At 41.5% G+C, this 17,794-nt stretch carries 13 protein-coding genes; 9 read left to right on the top strand and 4 right to left on the bottom strand.

Going from position 1 to position 17,794, the window contains the following annotated elements:
• Positions 1-581 precede the first annotated feature (581 nt).
• The 6 genes from J5X91_RS12870 (at position 582) to J5X91_RS12845 (ending at position 8,595) form a co-directional block, all read left to right on the top strand.
• Positions 582-2,156, top strand: coding sequence for a BCCT family transporter (locus J5X91_RS12870; protein WP_244363856.1), 1,575 nt, complete (start codon positions 582-584; stop codon positions 2,154-2,156).
• 127 nt (positions 2,157-2,283) lie between these two features.
• Positions 2,284-3,444, top strand: coding sequence for an iron-containing alcohol dehydrogenase (locus J5X91_RS12865; RefSeq protein ID WP_208834966.1), 1,161 nt, complete (start codon positions 2,284-2,286; stop codon positions 3,442-3,444).
• Between the two features lie 44 nt (positions 3,445-3,488).
• Positions 3,489-4,985, top strand: a complete 1,497-nt coding sequence (locus J5X91_RS12860; RefSeq protein ID WP_208834965.1) for a CoA-acylating methylmalonate-semialdehyde dehydrogenase — start codon at positions 3,489-3,491, stop codon at positions 4,983-4,985.
• 125 nt (positions 4,986-5,110) lie between these two features.
• Positions 5,111-6,820: an MFS transporter gene (locus tag J5X91_RS12855; RefSeq protein WP_208834964.1), complete on the top strand. Its 1,710-nt coding sequence runs from the start codon at positions 5,111-5,113 to the stop codon at positions 6,818-6,820.
• A 221-nt stretch (positions 6,821-7,041) separates the two neighbouring features.
• Positions 7,042-8,121: a ketoacyl-ACP synthase III gene (locus J5X91_RS12850; RefSeq protein WP_197182877.1), complete on the top strand. Its 1,080-nt coding sequence runs from the start codon at positions 7,042-7,044 to the stop codon at positions 8,119-8,121.
• A gap of 87 nt (positions 8,122-8,208) precedes the next feature.
• Positions 8,209-8,595, top strand: a complete 387-nt coding sequence (locus J5X91_RS12845) for a VOC family protein (RefSeq protein ID WP_179807158.1) — start codon at positions 8,209-8,211, stop codon at positions 8,593-8,595.
• A 240-nt stretch (positions 8,596-8,835) separates the two neighbouring features.
• Here the strand turns inward: J5X91_RS12845 and J5X91_RS12840 are convergent, their stop codons facing one another.
• From J5X91_RS12840 to J5X91_RS12830, 3 genes are all read right to left on the bottom strand, one after another.
• Positions 8,836-9,873: an IS110 family transposase gene (locus J5X91_RS12840; RefSeq protein ID WP_096317089.1), complete on the bottom strand. Its 1,038-nt coding sequence runs from the start codon at positions 9,871-9,873 to the stop codon at positions 8,836-8,838.
• A gap of 328 nt (positions 9,874-10,201) precedes the next feature.
• Positions 10,202-11,563, bottom strand: coding sequence for a leucyl aminopeptidase family protein (locus J5X91_RS12835; protein ID WP_011329931.1), 1,362 nt, complete (start codon positions 11,561-11,563; stop codon positions 10,202-10,204).
• Positions 11,564-11,646: 83 nt separating this feature from the next.
• Positions 11,647-12,069, bottom strand: coding sequence for a hypothetical protein (locus J5X91_RS12830; RefSeq protein WP_041454912.1), 423 nt, complete (start codon positions 12,067-12,069; stop codon positions 11,647-11,649).
• A 103-nt stretch (positions 12,070-12,172) separates the two neighbouring features.
• On the opposite strand from J5X91_RS12830, the gene J5X91_RS12825 reads away from it, so the two are divergent.
• The 3 genes from J5X91_RS12825 to J5X91_RS12815 all read left to right on the top strand — a co-directional run bounded on the left by J5X91_RS12825 (position 12,173) and on the right by J5X91_RS12815 (position 16,787).
• A complete protein-coding gene (locus J5X91_RS12825) occupies positions 12,173-12,334 on the top strand; it encodes an oxidoreductase-like domain-containing protein (RefSeq protein WP_208834963.1) in 162 nt (53 codons plus the stop codon).
• A gap of 327 nt (positions 12,335-12,661) precedes the next feature.
• The gene (locus tag J5X91_RS12820; RefSeq protein WP_208834962.1) at positions 12,662-15,244 is read left to right on the top strand and encodes a TonB-dependent receptor; all 2,583 of its coding nucleotides are present in this window, start codon (positions 12,662-12,664) and stop codon (positions 15,242-15,244) included.
• 100 nt (positions 15,245-15,344) lie between these two features.
• Entirely contained in the window at positions 15,345-16,787 is a 1,443-nt protein-coding gene (locus J5X91_RS12815; RefSeq protein WP_208834961.1) for a sulfotransferase, read from the top strand.
• On the opposite strand, the gene J5X91_RS12810 is transcribed toward J5X91_RS12815, so the two are convergent.
• Positions 16,756-17,664: an alpha/beta fold hydrolase gene (locus J5X91_RS12810; RefSeq protein WP_208834960.1), complete on the bottom strand. Its 909-nt coding sequence runs from the start codon at positions 17,662-17,664 to the stop codon at positions 16,756-16,758. The two genes, J5X91_RS12815 and J5X91_RS12810, sit on opposite strands and share 32 nt — an antisense overlap.
• Positions 17,665-17,794: the final 130 nt, after the last annotated feature.

The raw sequence follows: 17,794 nt of genomic DNA, 5'->3' as shown, positions 1-17,794 counted from the left end.
TGGCTATTCCCTTACATGGGCTTGGCCAAGATGCGGCTCGTTGCTCGTATTTTTACTATTTCTACATGGAGCAAGAACAGTAGACTAATGCCGCAGTCGTAATCAAAAATGATTATGCTACAGTCCTCGCGTCGCAAATTAAAGCGGATTTGTTTGCGTAAATTACAATCCAAAAGGATCGACAGCCCTAGCTGCAGTCATCTTGGCCTTAATTGCGAATAATATTTCATAAATACTGAATTATATTCATAAATATTTTTATACCTTTGGGGTCGTTTTTATTGGTTGTGAATATTTCGACTCTTCCACAGAATGAGGCTCGTGTCACTTTCGGTCATATTTATATGCGGTATCTATATACAATCATTAAATCACTGATACTTCATAGCGAACCGATGAATATAACTAAAACTAGAACAGCATATTTAAGACACTTAACTTTGTACATGATAATTCATGGCAAAACAAACCGACAATACTGGTGATTAATGCCAACCAGTAGTTAATACAGGAGACACTGCATGAATAATATTTCAACAATGATTAAAACCGAAGGGCTGCTGTCAGGGGCTAACCCCATTATGGCGATTGGCTCTGCGATACTCGTCGCTTTTTTTGTGCTGTTTACCATCCTTACCCCGGAATACGCTGGCTTAATTTATGCCTCTGCTAAACACTTTATAGCCTCTAATTTTGCCTGGTACTACATTGCCTTAGCTAGTTTTTTCTTATTTTTAGCTGTTTATACTGCATTTAGTCGCTACGGGAGTATTCGCCTAGGTCGTGATGATGAAAAACCCGAGTATAACTTTTTTTCCTGGTTTGCGATGCTTTTTGGTGCCGGCATTGGTATTGGTATCCTCTTTTGGAGTATCGCCGAGCCCATTTACCATTTCCAAAATAATCCCTTTTTAGCACAAGGGCAGGCATTAACAGCTGAAGCTGCACAAGTCGCTATGCGGATTAGTATTTTTCATTGGGGATTACATGGATGGGGAATATTCGCGATGGCAGGTTTGTCACTAGCTTACTTCACATACCGAAAAGGGATGCCCTTGTCCGTTCGCTCTGGCCTGTATCCTATTTTTGGTGAACGTGTATATGGCCCTATTGGTCATGCGGCTGATTTACTAGCGGTATTCGGTACGGTATTTGGTATTGCAACCTCATTAGGGCTGGGTGCTCAGCAAATGAATGCCGGTCTGAGTCATTTATTTGATATCGAAGTATCCACGATTAATCAGGTACTGCTGATCACGGTTATTTCTGTATTAGCGACATTATCTGCATTAAGTGGTGTCAATAAAGGAATTAAGATCCTCAGTGAATACAATATGCATTTAACCACAGTAATATTGACCTTTTTCTTAGTATTGGGTCCTACGGCTTATCTGTTAGGTGCATTTGCCACCAACATAGGCGATTACCTCGTTAACGCTGTATCTCTTGGCCTTTGGATAGATCCTGACCCTAAAGGACAATGGCAAGGCGCGTGGACTCTTTTCTACTGGGGCTGGTGGATTGCTTGGGCTCCGTTTGTAGGCATGTTTATAGCGCGAATATCTAAAGGTCGTACCATTAAAGAGTTTGTATTAGGTGTATTACTTGCCCCCACTATTTTAGCCGCCTTCTGGATCACTATATTTGGTAATACCGCAATATTTATCGAATTATTTGGCGTTGGTGGGATTACTGAAGCGGTTAATAAAGATATCACTATGGCACTCTTTACTACGCTCGAACTGATGGAACTCGGTCCTTTACTCACGCTAATTGGGGCATCAATCTGTGTCGCTATGTTAGTGACCTACTTTGTGACCTCAGCAGACTCTGCCACCTTAGTCATCTGCACACTTATATCAATGGGCGATACCAATCCACCGGCACGTTTCAGAGTATTCTGGGGACTTTCAATTGGCGCCGTTGCTGGGGTACTACTACTTGCGGGTGGACTGAAAGCATTGCAAACAGCGTCTATTGTGGCCGCGCTACCCTACTCAATAGTACTTATATTAACCACCTGGGCGCTATTCAAATCGCTCCGTCAAGAGCTGTCGCCCAATGAGACGACTCTCGATTATAACAAGATAAACGATGTAAATGTTGACCCTATTGAGCACAACAAGAAGTTAAAAGCCGCACAATCCATTTCTTAATTATTTATTTTCGCTGTAAGTGTATGACACCACCTACAGCTAAACGTATTTATTACTGTAATGATTAATTATCGAGATGTTTATACCAACATCTTAAATTGTAGAATTTTAATAAGGAACTATTTCTATGTCTTCACAAACAATATTGCCACGTATTTTACAAGTTGGTGGCGGCGCAAGCCTTGAAGTACCGAATGTGTTAGCTAGTCTCAATTGTAATCGCGCTTTAATTGTTACCGACAAGATGATGGTTAAGTTAGGTTATGCCCAGACGATCCAAACAGTTTTACAACAGCATGATATTGCTTGTGATGTTTTTGATAATACGGTACCCGAACCAACGGTCGCCTCTATTCAAGCAGGCGTTATCAAAGCCAAAAATGGTGATTATGACTGCATTATTGCTTTAGGTGGAGGCAGCCCTATTGACAGTGCTAAAGCCATTGCGATTTTGGCTAAACATGGGGGGGTAATGCAAGATTACCGTTTTCCTCGACTGGTTACAGAGCAAGGCTTACCGGTTATCGCTATACCCACCACAGCGGGTACAGGCTCTGAAGTCACTAAAGTGACTATTATCACCGATGAGGAAAATGATGAAAAAATGCTCTGTGTCGGTATCGGCTTTATGCCCGTTGCTGCCTTAGTAGACTATCAATTAACTATGAGCGTACCGCCTAGAACAACGGCCGACACTGGTATTGATGCATTAACACATGCCATGGAAGCCTATGTAAGTAAGAAGGCCAATAGCTATAGCGATTGCCAAGCCATTGCTGCTATTAAGCTAATAGCTCCTAATTTACGCAAAGTATATAACGACGGCAGTGATGAACAAGCTCGTGAAGCGATGATGCTCGGGTCAACCCTTGCCGGTGTTGCATTCTCTAGCGCATCGGTGGCACTAGTGCATGGCATGAGCCGCCCGATTGGTGCATTTTTCCATGTTCCCCATGGCCTATCTAATGCGATGTTGTTACCCAGCGTTACTGCATTTTCAATAGCGGCTGCTCCGGCACGTTACGCTGATTGCGCACGGGCAATGGGTATAGCAACCACTCAGGACAGCAATGATCAGGCTAATCAGAAATTATTAATCGAACTTCGCGCGCTGAATGACGAATTAGCGGTACCCACCCCAGCAGAATTTGGGATTAAACGCGATGAGTTTTTCGAGGTGTGTCAAACAATGGCCGAGCAAGCATTAGCTTCTGGTTCACCAGGCAATAATCCTATTGAACCGTCAATCAACGAGATGATCACAATTTATCAAGGGTTATGGGATTAACCTTTACCACTAATATTATTTTTTAACCATTTTAGGAATTATTTATGAATACTATCGGACATTTAATTAACGGTGAAATCTGTACTGACGCTGCTCGTACTCAAGATGTGTTTAACCCTGCCACTGGTGAAGTCATTCGCCAAGTCGCACTTGCTTCTGTAGAAACAGTAGAGCAAGCAATAGCGAGTGCTCAAGCGGCATTTCCACAATGGCGTAATACTCCACCGATAAAACGTGCACGAGTGATGTTTCGTTTTAAAGAATTGCTTGAAGCGAATGCAGATAGAATATGCCAAATGATAGGCGAAGAGCATGGCAAAATATCTCATGATGCAGCCGGCGAGCTTCAACGTGGGATCGAGAACGTTGAATATGCATGTGGCGCGCCAGAGCTATTAAAAGGTGAGCACAGTAAAAATGTTGGGCCTAACATTGATTCATGGAGCGAATTTCAGCCTTTAGGTGTCGTTGCCGGTATTACACCATTTAACTTCCCTGCAATGGTGCCGTTGTGGATGTTTCCAATGGCGATTGTATGTGGTAATTGCTTCATTTTAAAACCGTCGGAGCGCGATCCAAGTGCTACGCTCTTTATTGCCCAATTATTAAAAGAAGCTGGCCTGCCTGATGGTGTAATGAGCGTAGTTAATGGCGACAAAGTGGCCGTTGATGTGTTGTTATCTGACCAACGAATAAAAGCAGTTAGTTTTGTTGGTTCGACGCCGATTGCAGAATATATTTATGCTACAGCAAATGCCAATGGCAAGCGCTGCCAAGCATTAGGTGGAGCAAAAAATCACGCTATCGTGATGCCAGATGCTGACATGGACAATGCGGTAAATCAGTTATTGGGCGCTGCATTTGGTTCATCTGGTGAGCGCTGCATGGCGTTATCTGTGGCTGTCGCTGTTGGTGATGTTGCTGGTGATGCGTTAGTGGCCAAAATGACTGCGGCGATGAGTAATCTAAAAGTAGGAGCATACAGTGATAACAGTAATGATTTTGGCCCTGTAATTACCCGCCAGCATCGCGATAAAGTAGTTGGCTATATTAATCATGCCCAAGAGCAAGGAGCAACCATAGTGGTTGATGGCCGTCACCCTGAAGTGGCCGGTTATAGCGATGGTTTTTTTGTCGGCGGCACATTAATTGATAATGTCACTTCAGAAATGGTGAGCTATAAAGAAGAAATTTTTGGTCCAGTACTGCAAGTTGTACGTGTGCAAACAATGCAACAAGCCATGAATTTAATTAACGACCATGAATACGGTAATGGTACCTGTATCTTCACTCGTGATGGTGAGGCGGCTCGCTACTTCTCTGACAACATTGAAGTCGGTATGGTCGGTATTAACGTACCATTACCAGTGCCTGTCGCTTATCATAGCTTTGGTGGCTGGAAGCGTTCGCTGTTTGGTGATCTTCATGCTTACGGTCCAGATGCAGTCCGGTTCTACACTAAACGTAAAACGATTACCCAACGTTGGCCTTCTGCCGGTATTCGCGAAGGGGCTGAGTTCTCAATGCCAACCTTGAAATAAGCGATACTTTAATTTTACTGAGTTTTTATATTAATGGTTTAGCGATACCTTCTTGTGCATAAGGTATCGCTTTTTTATGCGCTTTGAGCGTGGTCAACTTGTCAATTTTTATCCGGAGTTAATCTATGCATTCGACTTTTAAAGCACAGTTCACTCTGTTTATTAGTTGTTTCATTTTACTATTAGCGAATGGCTTAATTAATCTATTATTGCCTGTACGTATGAGCTTAGACGGTGCGGGTATTGATACTATTGGCATGGTGTTGTCGCTTTATTTTGTGGGTATGTTATTGGGTGCCTTGCTCAGTATTAATCTAATAAAACGTGCCGGGCATATTCGAGTTTTCGCCGGTTGTGTTGCTTTAGCCGCCATTGCTATTCTGATCTGTAGCCTCTATACAGAGCCATTCGTATGGGGCGCGATGCGCCTAGTGACAGGCTTCTGTAATGCGTGTGCATTTACCGCAATGGAAAGTTGGCTCAGTTCAAGTTCTACAAAAGAAACGCGGGGGAAAACCCTAGGTGTCTACAACGCGGTGTTGTTAGGTGGACTGTTTAGCGGTCAGTTCTTTATGAACCTAGCCGATCCTACAGATACGACCTTATTTGTGGTTGCAGGAATTTTGCTTTGTGCTGCAGTGATCCCTTTAGTATTGAGTCGTAACCCTGGGCCTATTATCGAGGAAGTTAGCTCGATGTCACTGCGGGCGCTCTATAAAATATCCCCCTTGGGCGTGGTCTGCTGTTTCGTCTCTGGAATGATTTATTCAGCATCATTTAATTTACTGCCTATTTTTGCTGGCCAATATAATATCGTTGATTTTGAACTTTCTCTCTATGTAGGCACGGCAATCTTAGGTGCTTTCATCCTCCAGTTCCCTGTAGGCTACTTGTCAGATCGTTATGATCGTCGCACCGTATTATTTGGTTTACTAATCATTTCAGCACTGGCTGATTTGGCTATCCCGCAGTTTGCCAAAGTCGATAACCTATTAGGTGTGTTTACTGCAACCGCAATCACTTGTGGTATTATTGCCTGTACATATCCTTTGAGTATATCAGAAGCGTTTGATAGGTTACGCCAAAATCAGATGGTTGCAGCTATGGGAGCAATGATTTTTACCTTCGCTGCTGGCGGCGTGATCGGCCCATATGCTGCGTCCGTGGTAATGAATACGTTTGGCAGTGTTTTTCTATTCTATTTTTTAGCACTCATCCAATTACTTTTAGCAGGGTTTGTTATTTACCGCATGACAGTACGTAAAGCCTTACCGATAGAAGATCAGGAAAGCTTTGTTATGCAAGGGGCGGAGTTTTTTTCTGGAGTTGATCTCGACCCCAGAACTGAGTTTATAGAGCCAGAAAAAAAACTGAGTGTTGAAGAAGAGATTACCCTGTCAATTGCTGAGTCAGATCCTGCATCAGCTGTAAAAATGACTCAAGTCATTACGAAACATAACCCGACCATAGGTTTGAATATCGCTAAAGCTGTCGCCGCGACTGAAAGCGTCAATGTCTTACGTCTTCATGAAGTATTGAAAGATACTATACCAGAGAAAATAATTGATGTTACCCGTGCACTTATCACGGCTCAACCTGAACTGGCTGATGAATTAATTCAACAACTGGCACAGTGGTATCCCGAACAAATGGTTCAAATGGTCATTGCTATTGCTCACTCATTACCAGAACTGCGGGCAGAAATAATATCTGTGCTGCTCAAACTAGCACCCGAAGCAGTGACTAAAATAAAAACCGATTACGCTGCAATGTTGGTCGAAGAACGTCAAACAATACGCCCTGCAGATAGAACCCCAGCGGTCATCTTACGTTGAGTTTTTAGTCTCTGTTTTATAAATCGTATTTATATCATTGCTGATGAACAAGCAATGATTAACTAGTAATTGCCGATTATTGCTACATTTACGCTACAAAAACCCTTTTAATAAGCTATCATTTTTTATCTCCTTGGGTATTTACTAGTGTTAAAAGCCATTTTTTGGTATAACTTATTCATTAGTAATACATGTCAGACCACTTTTTAAGAGAACACACTATGCCTTACGCACACATCACTGGTTGGGGTAAATGCATTCCACCAGCAAGCATTAGTAACGACGAAATTAGCAAAATAGTGGATACCACAGACGAGTGGATAACATCACGAACAGGTATTAAATCTCGCAGAGTTAGCCATGTAAGTACTGCAGAGCTTGCTACTGTTGCGGCTAAGCATGCGATTGCTTGTGCCGGTATTGACGCTAAAGATATTGATTTAGTTATTTTAGCCACCTGTACGCCATCAACTATGGTGGCAAATACTGCGTCGTTAGTGCAAAAGAATATTGGCGCTGTGGGCGCTGCCGCTATGGACACTAACGCAGCTTGTTCAGGGTTTTTATATGCTCTACAAGCAGCAACAGCGCAAATACAAGCCGGTATGATTAAAAAGGCTGTGGTTATTGCTGCAGAGCGCATGACTTGGTATGTAAACTGGTCGCGCCGTGACAGTGCGGTATTATTTGGCGATGGCGCGGGTGCCGTAGTACTTGAAGCTGCCGATACACCTGCAGGTTTACTTGCGACTAAAACCGGTTGTGACAGTACAGATCGTGATATTTTACATATCGAAAACTTTGGTAGTGACTTAAATAAATATGAGCCGATTGGCCCATCTAATTTACTATTTGAAGGACGTGAAATATTTAAGCGCGCTGTAAAAGGCATGAGTGAAGCATGCGACGACGTACTAGCTCAAGCAAATTTAAATCTAGACGATATAAACGTATTAGTGCCGCATCAAGCTAACTTACGTATTATTCAAGCCATTCAGCACCGTTTAAAAGTGCCAGATGAAAAAGTAATGGTTAATATTGGCCAGTACGGTAATACATCGGCAGCGACAATTGCCATTGCACTTTGCGAGGCGGTGGAGCAAGGTTTAATTAAACCACACTCAAATATTATGTCGGCAGCCTTTGGCGCTGGCCTTACGTGGGCTGCTAGTTATATTAAATGGGGCGAGCGTGTAACACCTATTAGTGTAAGTGATGCACAACTTCCTCCTTGCGATAAAACCGGCTTAGAGTTAGTTGCTCCAGCGGTAAAAGCATGTAAAGAAGCAGAGCCAACCTAAATAGGCAGCTACTTATTGAAACGCACTTAATTGTGCGTTTTTTGTTTTTAGTGTTTGTATTTAATTACACAATTTAGAGAGCGCGTTATGAAACTACTTGGCATTCATCATGCCGCTATTATTTGCAGCGACTACCCTCGCGCTAAGCATTTTTATAGCAAAATATTAAAGCTTAAAATTATTAATGAGCACTTTAGGGCCGCACGAAATTCTTATAAATTAGACTTAGCTTTACCTGATGGCAGTCAAATTGAGTTATTTTCGTTTGCTGGCGCACCAGAGCGCCCAAGTTACCCTGAAGCACAAGGGTTAAGGCATTTGGCATTTAAAGTAAGTGATGTGCACGTGGCTAAAGCGTATTTAGAGTCGCAAGGGGTTAGTGTAGAGGACATAAGAGAAGATGAAATAACCGGCAAAAAGTTTACTTTTTTTGCCGATCCAGATAATTTACCGCTTGAGTTGTATGAGGTTTAACACCTCATACTAAATACTCGATTATTAGGGTCTTATATGGACTCCCTATTAATGTCAAAAATAAAATTGAAATAAATTAGATGCTAGCTTATATACGGGCTCAAATTGAGGAGCTACCCCTGGCCTCAAATGTATTCGCACCTTCATGACTTTTCTGTTGAGCAGTTTTTCAAACTTCAGACCCTAACAGTCTATTGAAGGTCGGTCTTACCTATTTCAATCGATCTTTCTGACAAGTTTTTAAGCCACAAGTAATTGTGGCTGATAATCTTTGTTATGCTTTTGCATTGCAAAAGCCGTTCTGATTGTTTTATTTGCTAACGCTATTGCGGCTACTTTTTTGCCTCGACGTACACTTAATTCTTTTAACCATATATCTTTTTGGCTACGAACTTCTCTTTTTTCTAGTTGTGAAACAACAGCTAATGCGCCTTTATACAAAGCACTACGCAGCTTCTTATTTCCTATTACTTTAGATATCGAGCCTATCTTTTGTTTTCCCCCGCTACTATGCTGTACTGGTGTTAGACCAAAGCAGGCCGCAGCTTCTCGACCATTTTTAAAATGGGTTGTATTACCTAGTGCTATTTTAATCAGTATTGCACAGACCGGTCCCACGCCTTCTAATGCTTGCAAGCGTATACAGGTTTGATCTTCTTTAATTACTTCATGCAATTGCTTTTCAATCAGCTTCACCTCTTCGACCGCCTCAGTAAAACGCTGATAAACTCGGTTAATTGTGAAGCGAAAAGCGCCTGTTAGGCTGTTTTCAGCATCTTCTAATATCTCAGGTATCGCTTGGGTCAACTTCGTATCCCCTTGAGCAATTGGGTAACCAAACTCTAACAATAAAGCTCTTAGTTGATTACCTAAGCTGACTTTTTGTTTGACTAATAAATCACGCATACATTCAATGCCTTGTAAGCATTGCTCTTGCACTGAAAGTAAACGACTTCCTTTTATATGAGGCTGTCTCGCTGCAACTGAAATAGCCAGCGCATCATTTGCATCGGTTTTCTGCCCTTGACGAAACGCTTTTACCTGTCGCGCGTTGATCGCTTTGATCTGGTGCCCTGCCTGTTTAGCAAATTGCGCCCAATAATGCGTACCACCACATGATTCCATAGCAACTAAAGATTGCTGTTCTTTAATTAATAACTCTTTAAGCTTGGCTCTGCTTATTGTTTTGTTATAAATAACTTTGCCATTGCTTTGCGTTTTGCAAACTTGAAATAAATTTTTTGCTAAATCAATCGCTATCACATTACAATTCAACATGTATGGGCTCCTTAGTAAAAGTTTGAACACTTATTACGTTACTTCTGATGGAAGTGGGAGTCCATACATCTGTTTATCTTTCAAGGTTAAATTTGCAGCAGTGTGTTTGGTATTTAGGCAAGGCAGAGCCTATGTGATGTGGTTATTCCCCATAAATAGGCGATAACGTAGCATCAATGCCAAACATGCGCTGCCCGAAGGGTTCTGCCTAGGGGCGATTGACTCTTTGTTGCTCGGTTTTTACTTAGCCCACTAGGTTACAAACCTCGCGCCGTGATTAAATCGCCCCTAGTTTGAACAAATTTTAATCCGCAAAGGTCAACAGACCCTAGTTAAAACGGTTTTGCAGGTAATTAAATACAGCACGAATACCTAACGCTTCTCCGCCTACTGGGCGACCTGGTAGAGCACGTAAGTTCCATGCCATTACATCAAAATGTACCCAAGGCGTAGTTGGCTCAATAAATTCTTTTAAATACAGTGCAGCGGTAATTGCACCGCCAAATGGGGTGCTTGCACAGTTTGCCATATCGGCAACATCACTGTTTAAAAATGACTTATATTGATCAAATAACGGCAGTTGCCATACCGGATCGCTTACACTCAACCCTGCGTCCATAATACTATTAGCAATAGTACGCTCAGTACAGAAAAACCCTGGTAGTTCAGTGCCCAAAGCAACTCGACACGCACCTGTTAAGGTAGCAAAGTCAATTATAAGCTCAGGCTCGTCGTTTTGGGCTTCGCTAAGCGCGTCACATAATACTAAACGTCCTTCGGCATCGGTATTGTCAATTTCAACCATAATGCCTTTACGGGTTTTTACTACATCGCCAGGGCGAAATGCGTTACGCGAAACCGCGTTTTCAACCGCAGGTACTAACACGCGTAATCTAATTGGTAAATTAGCAGCCATTATAAGCTGAGCAAGCGCAATAACATGCGCTGCGCCGCCCATGTCTTTTTTCATGTTACGCATACCGGCACTCGGTTTTAAGTCAAGCCCGCCTGAGTCAAAACATACACCTTTACCAACCAAAGTAATTAATGGTGCGTCTTTTGCGCCCCATTTTAAGTCGAGTAAACGCGGCTTATTTTCACTCGCACGACCAACCATATGAATTGTTGGGTAGTTTTGCTCTAACAGCTCATCTCCAATCCACTGAGTAAAGTCTCCATCAAAGGTGTCGGCTAAATCACTCATGACTTGTGCTAAATGTTGCGGCATCATATCGGCAGCCGGGGTATTAACTAAATCGCGGGCTAAACCAATTGCGTCGGCTTGTTGTTTTATTTGCTCGTAAAGTGTTTTGTCAGCAATACCTAACTGCGCTTTTGCGGTGACTTTTTCTTTGTACTCACTAAATTCATAACCACCCAATACAAAGCCTAAAGCAAGCTGCTCTATTAGGTGTTTTTCACCTTGAATTTGATAACAACCTACCGGTAACTTGGTGGCTAAGTCGCCTGCAGCCCAAAAGTCATCACTGCTGCGCATTATGCAATAAACATGGTTAAGCTCACCCGTTTCAGGGTTTGGTACTAATGCTAGCCCTTGCTTTTCAAAACCACTATTTGCTAACCAGTTTTGTACAAATGTAGGTTGCTGCGTAAGCCAATCGGTTAATTCGTTTTTAAGGATAAAAGATAAAGGAATTCCAGAAGAAGTATGACGAAGTAATGCACTCATTAAATGACTCACAAAATATAAATGGTCACTAAGCATAACAATAAGGAGACGCAAAAGGTATCGCTAATTTTGCCAATTATAGATTACTTTTTTAATGAGTTTTGTGGGTCTTGCTTTTGATTTTCTTGAGCTATTTCACGATCAAGCTCTTTAACTGAACGATTCATATTGAAGGAGCTAGGCAAAACATCAACGCCAACTAAGCGGCCCAGTTTAACCACCAAGGGAATAGTTAAAGGCGCAAACGGTAATATGGCAAATACCCCTAAACCCAAACCCTTTAAAATATCTACAAATTGCTCGTTTGCACGCTTTAATTCGGCTTTATTTGTTTGCCCTTGTGTGTAGCGTTTATAAATTGAAAGCATTTCTTTTGTTTCTTGTCTTTCTTGCGCAAGCGCAATTTTAAGCGCAACCATAGCACGACGAAAACGCAATTGCTGGCGCTTGGAACTAATTTTAACAACCCGCCATGGTGCGCGGTGTATGACTTTATATAATCGCATTGGCGTATTCTCACACAGGGATTCAAGTTCACAAAGAATAATTTACATGCCAAGGTCAATACTTTATTATTTACAGCCTTTTTAGTATTTAAAAAACCTTAATATGCAATTAAATGTACTACCTGCAGTCGCAAAACCAGAAAAACCTAAGCCAGACGAGTGCTGTGGTGGTGGAAGTTGTTGCCCATGCGTATGGGATGAATATAAAGAGCAGCTCGCTATTTGGAAGCGCGAAAACGAGCAACACAAAACAACAATAAAGTAACAAAAACATTTACCCCCCTTATTTAAACCGCCCTTAATTTAACCTTTTCCTTAATCAAACTGCGCATTACAGGCTGTACACGCTGTATTGTTGCAATTTAATAAAAAACGCCCTTTTTGTTAAGTAATGGTTAACCACCTGTTGCTATGTTTGTTTTTTATCTATAATCTATAAGCTGGACTCACAGGAAGTGGGCTTAATTTATTAAGCTTTAAGGAGTCAGCAAGTATTACCTTTCTCCCCGTGAAATGTGACTAGTCCGCTACAAAAATAACTCGTGTTACACAAACATGATTAACAAAACTATTCTAACTGGGGATATTTAGAATGAAATTAAAAAGCAATGTGCTAAACCAGGCAGTTAAATTTGCCTTAGCCACCACGACAGCCGGATTGTTTATATCTGGCTCCGCTATTGCAGCCGACGCGCAAACAACAGCTAAAGTTAATAAGAACCTAGAAAAAATTGCTGTTGTTGGTACACGCTCAGCACCTCGCTCTATTGGTGATTCACCGGTTCCTATCGATATTATTGGTGGTGAAGAGCTAAGCAAGTCAGGTAACACCGACATGCTAGAGCTATTAAAGGGCGCTATACCTTCATTAAACGTACACTCTATGCCAATTAGTGACGCAGCGTCATTAGTGCGCCCAGCTAACCTTCGGGGCTTACCATCAGACAGCACACTTATTTTATTAAATGGTAAACGCCGACACCGCGCTTCTGTTATCGCCTTTTTAGGTGGTGGTATTAACGATGGTGCTCAAGGTGCCGATATTTCGGTTATTCCAAGCATTGCCCTTAAGCAAGTAGAAGTACTGCGTGACGGTGCTGCTGCACAATATGGCTCTGACGCTATTGCAGGAGTTATAAATTTTGTATTAAAAGATGCCTCTGAAGGTGGCTCTCTTGAAGTCCGTAAGGGCGAGTATTACGAAGGTGATGGCGATACCACTCAAGTTTCGGGCAATATTGGCCTTCCTTTTACCGACAATGGCTTTGCAAATTTAAGCTTTCAATATAAAACCGCAGATGCAACCAGCCGCTCAGTACAACGCTTTGATGCTAAAGCACTTAATGATGCCGGCGTACCCGACATAGCACCTATTACTCAAGTATGGGGCGCACCAGAAGTTAACGACGACATTTCAATTTTTGGTAATGTAGGTTTAGAGCTAACCAATAATTCAGAGTTTTACATGTTTGGTAACTACTCTGAGCGTGATGTAAGAGGTGGTTTTTATTACCGTAACCCTCACACTCGCCCCGGTGCTTATTCAAATGACGGTGGCGATACTTTACTCGTTGGCGATTTAACCGGTGATATGAGTGGCAACTGCCCAACCATTGCCATTGATGATAACGTGCTTGATAATCCAGAGTATATTAATGGCGTTGCAAATAACCCTGATTGTTTTGCATTTAATGAAATGCTGCCGGGTGGTTTTACACCAAACTTTGGCGGTAATATTACCGATGCGTCACTCACTATTGGTACTAAAGGTCAGTTTACTGATGGTTTTTTAAAGGATGTGTATTACGACTTAAGCGGCACGGTTGGTTATAACGAATCTCGCTACTTTATTTACGACACGATTAATGCATCTTTAGGCCCAGAAAGCCCACGTGACTTTAGCCCAGGTAAATACGAACAATTAGAGAAAAACTTTAACTTTGATCTATCCAAAGGTTTTGATTTTGGCCTAGCATACGATGTAAACATAGCATCAGGCTTAGAATGGCATGAAGAAACCTTTACTGTGATCTCTGGCGATGAAGCCTCGTTTATTGCAGGACCACTTACCGATCAAGGCTTTGGTATTGGCTCAAATGGCTTCCCGGGGTTTAAACCCTCTGATGCCGGTGAATATAGCCGTCGTAACTACGCCGCTTATGTTGATATAGAAGCCCCCTTTACTGAAGAGTTTTTAATGGGTCTAGCCGTTCGTTTTGAAGATTACGATACCTTTGGCACGACAACTAACTACAAATTAATGGCTCAGTATCACTTAACTGAAGATTTAAATATTCGTGGTTCAATCAGCACAGGCTTTAGAGCGCCAACGGTTGGCCAAGCTAATGTGAGTAACGTACAAACAAACCTTAGCAGCGGTGTATTAGTAGATTCAGCATTATTACCACCTACTAACCCAATTGCAATACAACTTGGCGGGCAAGAACTAGAGCCTGAAGAATCACAAAGCTATACTTTTGGTGCTGTGTACACGCTTGGCGATTTATTTTTAACGGTAGATTATTACAATATTCAAGTTGATGAGCGCATTAGCCAATCAGACAAAATTGAACTTAGCCAAGCAGATAAAGACAAACTTACTGCATCGGGCATTCCTAATGTACAAAACTTAGCACAGGTAAGCTTTTTTACTAATGATTTTGACACCACTACACAAGGTGTTGATTTAGTGGCTAACTACTCTACAGAGTTACTTAACGGCAGCTCAACATTTAGCTTAGCGTACAACTGGAATGAAACCGAAGTTACCCGCTCAACCATTATTACAGGGCCATTTAAAGTAAGCCGCCTTGAAAATGACTTACCTAATCACCGTGCAACTCTAAGCTGGGCACAACAATGGGAAAGCTTCTCAGCGTTTACCCGCGTAAACTACTTTGGTGAATACCAAGGTGTGCATGTAGATTATGACGAAACAGCTAAAATGGCAGATGCTGCGGTTACCTTAGATGCCGAAATTACTTATTTTTTAAACGAATCAATGAGCTTTTCTGTAGGTGCACAAAACTTACTTGACCAAGAAGCTGAAAAACTTGATTTTAGTGGCGCTAGCGACTTTATCCCGAATAATAATTGGGGGGGTCAATACTACGAAACATCACCATTTGGTATTAACGGTGGTTATTATTACGTTAAAGCAACTTATACTTTTTAATCCTTATTGGTCATAAGGTAAAGGCGAAATGTGAAAGACATTTCGCCTTTTTCGCTGTATAGATAGTCAAGACAGAATCAACAGGAATGTTAAAGTTACAATGCTACTTAAAAAAGCGAATCAGTTACTGGCAGAAAACAAACTTAAAGATGCTGAGTTTTACTACAAAACAATACTTAAAGCCGATGCTGATAACGGCGAAGCCCTGTTTGGTTTAGGCCGAATTGCACTGCGCTTAGAGCGTAATGATGATGCTGTATATTTATTACAAAAAGCCTGTGAACGCCTGCCTTATATGCTTGAACCTCTACACGCACTGGCTGATGCATTTAATAATGTAAATTCACCAAATGATGCGCTAAAAGTGCTTGAGTACGCAAAAAACTTAGCCAGTAATAACCCCGACCCACATTACTATTTAGCCCAGCACTATTTAACGTATGGTGAGCTAGATAAAGCCCATACTACTTTTTCGCATGCACTGAGCTTAGGCGTTTACCCCGTTACAGCGTATATTTTATTAGAATTGGTACAATTGGGGCGTTTTGACAAAGAACATAACTACCTCAGTAACTTGCATCACTTGCTAACGCAAACTAATAATTTACGCCTTAAAATGGTGTGCTATTACGCTTTGGCAAAAAGTTACGACAAACTAGATGATACAGAGCAGGCATTTAACTACTTTGTGTTAGCTAACAAATTACAACGAAAACTAAGCGAATTTGATACCCAAGATCTTACTACTTTTTACGACGACATAATAAAGTACAATACAGCTGCTCTTTTAAGTTCAGCAAATAAAAGTGTGAAAGGTGGCATTACTCCTCTATTCATCATTGGCATGCCACGCAGCGGCTCAACTCTACTTGAACAAATGCTGGTAAACCATAGCCAATGTTCAAGCATGGGTGAAAGTATGAGTATAAGTAGTGATGTGATGGCGTTTTTAGAACAAAAAACCGGTTTTGGTTACCCACTGTGTTTAAATCATTTAACACATGGGTTAATTAATAAAGCCCGCGACCTTTATATAGCAAAATTAAAAACAGCAAGCCCCTCTCGCCCCTTCGTTATTAATAAACTGCCGAGCAACTATCAGGCTATTGGGCTTATTTATATGCTATTTCCACATGCCAAATTTATTAATTTAAGCCGCGATTTTAATGCCACGGCATTTTCGGTATTTACTAATTATTTTGCCGAAAACGAGCCTTACTTTTGCTCGTTAACCGAGTTTAAGCAATATCATAGCTTGTACGAAAAATTAATGGCGCATTGGCAAACATTTCCGGCACTGCAAATATATAATCTAAGTTATGAGCAATTAGTAACGGATCCCAAAGGCCAACTCACTGCACTACTTAGGTATATAGGTTTCTCGTTTGAAGAAAATTGCTTGGCATTTTATAAACAAAAAATCGCGGTTACCACACTCAGCAAGCACGCTATACGTGAACCGGTTAATCAGCATAATGTTGATAAATGGCAACGTTACAAAACGCCATTACTTAAGCTTTTGGCGCAGTCGCAAACCAATTAAGTACATCTTTAAACTGCTCTTTGCGCGCATGCGGATGGGTTAACATATTAATATGGTCGTAATCTACTTTATGGCCATAACGACGCCCATAAATTTGCATTTTTTGTACCCCAGGACCCGACTCTTCTATAAACTTTTGAATATCTATTGGTTGTGCGAGGGCTTTATCTTTTGCGCCTGCAATATGCAGCGTTGGCGGCAAGGTTAATTGTGCAACGGCCTTAGCGTAATCAAAGTTATCGTCACTGTCTATCCATGGTGTTTTTTTAGCCCACTGCATACTTTGCCAATGCGACTTTTGTGTTTCATCGTCACTGCCCCACTTTAAGCGTTTAGCCGGTAAGTACCCATGCTTTTTAGCCATTAACGGCGCCATAAAATACCAAATGAAATTAGCTTGAAGTAACTTTTTAGGGTGATTATTAAATAACGAGCGCTTAGTGCCAAAGTAAGCACAGGCTTTTACGTCGTTAATATAATTTGGGAATCGTGCAAATGCGCTATTCATTAACACTCCACCCCAAGAGTGAGCCAGCCAATAATCTGGTTTTTTCCCCTCTAACTGCTCTATTTTATCTATAAATGCAGGAATATCTTCTAAAATAGCTTCGGTTTGACCATAACGAGCATGCTTGTCTATAACCGGTTTACTTTCACCACGACCACGTAAATCAGCCACATAACACACAAACCCTTGCTCGGCTAAAAAAGGCGCTAAGCCTTTGTTGCTATGGGTATAAAATATTTTACCGTTTTCTACCGCGCCATGCATAAAAAACGCCACTGCGCCATTTGGCTTATCGCTACTAATACGACGTAAATGCAGTGTTTGCTGATCGGCTAATGTTATAAATACTGATTGCTGAGTGATTGCCACAGTGAGTCCTTTTTAATTGCTAACAGCTCATCCTACCAGTAACAACCTCGTAGCCATAGGGAAAATTATCACGTTTTTATCTCGGTATTTGTTACAATTAACTTTTATTCCTGTTGTAAAAATAATCATC

The sequence above is a fragment of the Pseudoalteromonas sp. K222D genome, from assembly GCF_017653575.1.
GTDB lineage: Bacteria > Pseudomonadota > Gammaproteobacteria > Enterobacterales > Alteromonadaceae > Pseudoalteromonas > Pseudoalteromonas nigrifaciens.
The sequence above is the reverse complement of the archived record's forward strand: the minus strand, read 5'-3'. Positions and strand labels throughout refer to the sequence as shown.

What these genes read in the sequence shown, in the direction of transcription:
- J5X91_RS12870 (WP_244363856.1), top strand. Translation starts at nt 582, where the DNA reads ATGGCGATTGGCTCTGCGATACTCGTCGCTTTTTTTGTGCTGTTTACC.
- J5X91_RS12865 (WP_208834966.1), top strand. Translation starts at nt 2,284, where the DNA reads ATGTCTTCACAAACAATATTGCCACGTATTTTACAAGTTGGTGGCGGC.
- J5X91_RS12860 (WP_208834965.1), top strand. Translation starts at nt 3,489, where the DNA reads ATGAATACTATCGGACATTTAATTAACGGTGAAATCTGTACTGACGCT.
- J5X91_RS12855 (WP_208834964.1), top strand. Translation starts at nt 5,111, where the DNA reads ATGCATTCGACTTTTAAAGCACAGTTCACTCTGTTTATTAGTTGTTTC.
- J5X91_RS12850 (WP_197182877.1), top strand. Translation starts at nt 7,042, where the DNA reads ATGCCTTACGCACACATCACTGGTTGGGGTAAATGCATTCCACCAGCA.
- J5X91_RS12845 (WP_179807158.1), top strand. Translation starts at nt 8,209, where the DNA reads ATGAAACTACTTGGCATTCATCATGCCGCTATTATTTGCAGCGACTAC.
- J5X91_RS12840 (WP_096317089.1), bottom strand. Translation starts at nt 9,873, where the DNA reads ATGTTGAATTGTAATGTGATAGCGATTGATTTAGCAAAAAATTTATTT.
- J5X91_RS12835 (WP_011329931.1), bottom strand. Translation starts at nt 11,563, where the DNA reads ATGAGTGCATTACTTCGTCATACTTCTTCTGGAATTCCTTTATCTTTT.
- J5X91_RS12830 (WP_041454912.1), bottom strand. Translation starts at nt 12,069, where the DNA reads ATGCGATTATATAAAGTCATACACCGCGCACCATGGCGGGTTGTTAAA.
- J5X91_RS12825 (WP_208834963.1), top strand. Translation starts at nt 12,173, where the DNA reads ATGCAATTAAATGTACTACCTGCAGTCGCAAAACCAGAAAAACCTAAG.
- J5X91_RS12820 (WP_208834962.1), top strand. Translation starts at nt 12,662, where the DNA reads ATGAAATTAAAAAGCAATGTGCTAAACCAGGCAGTTAAATTTGCCTTA.
- J5X91_RS12815 (WP_208834961.1), top strand. Translation starts at nt 15,345, where the DNA reads ATGCTACTTAAAAAAGCGAATCAGTTACTGGCAGAAAACAAACTTAAA.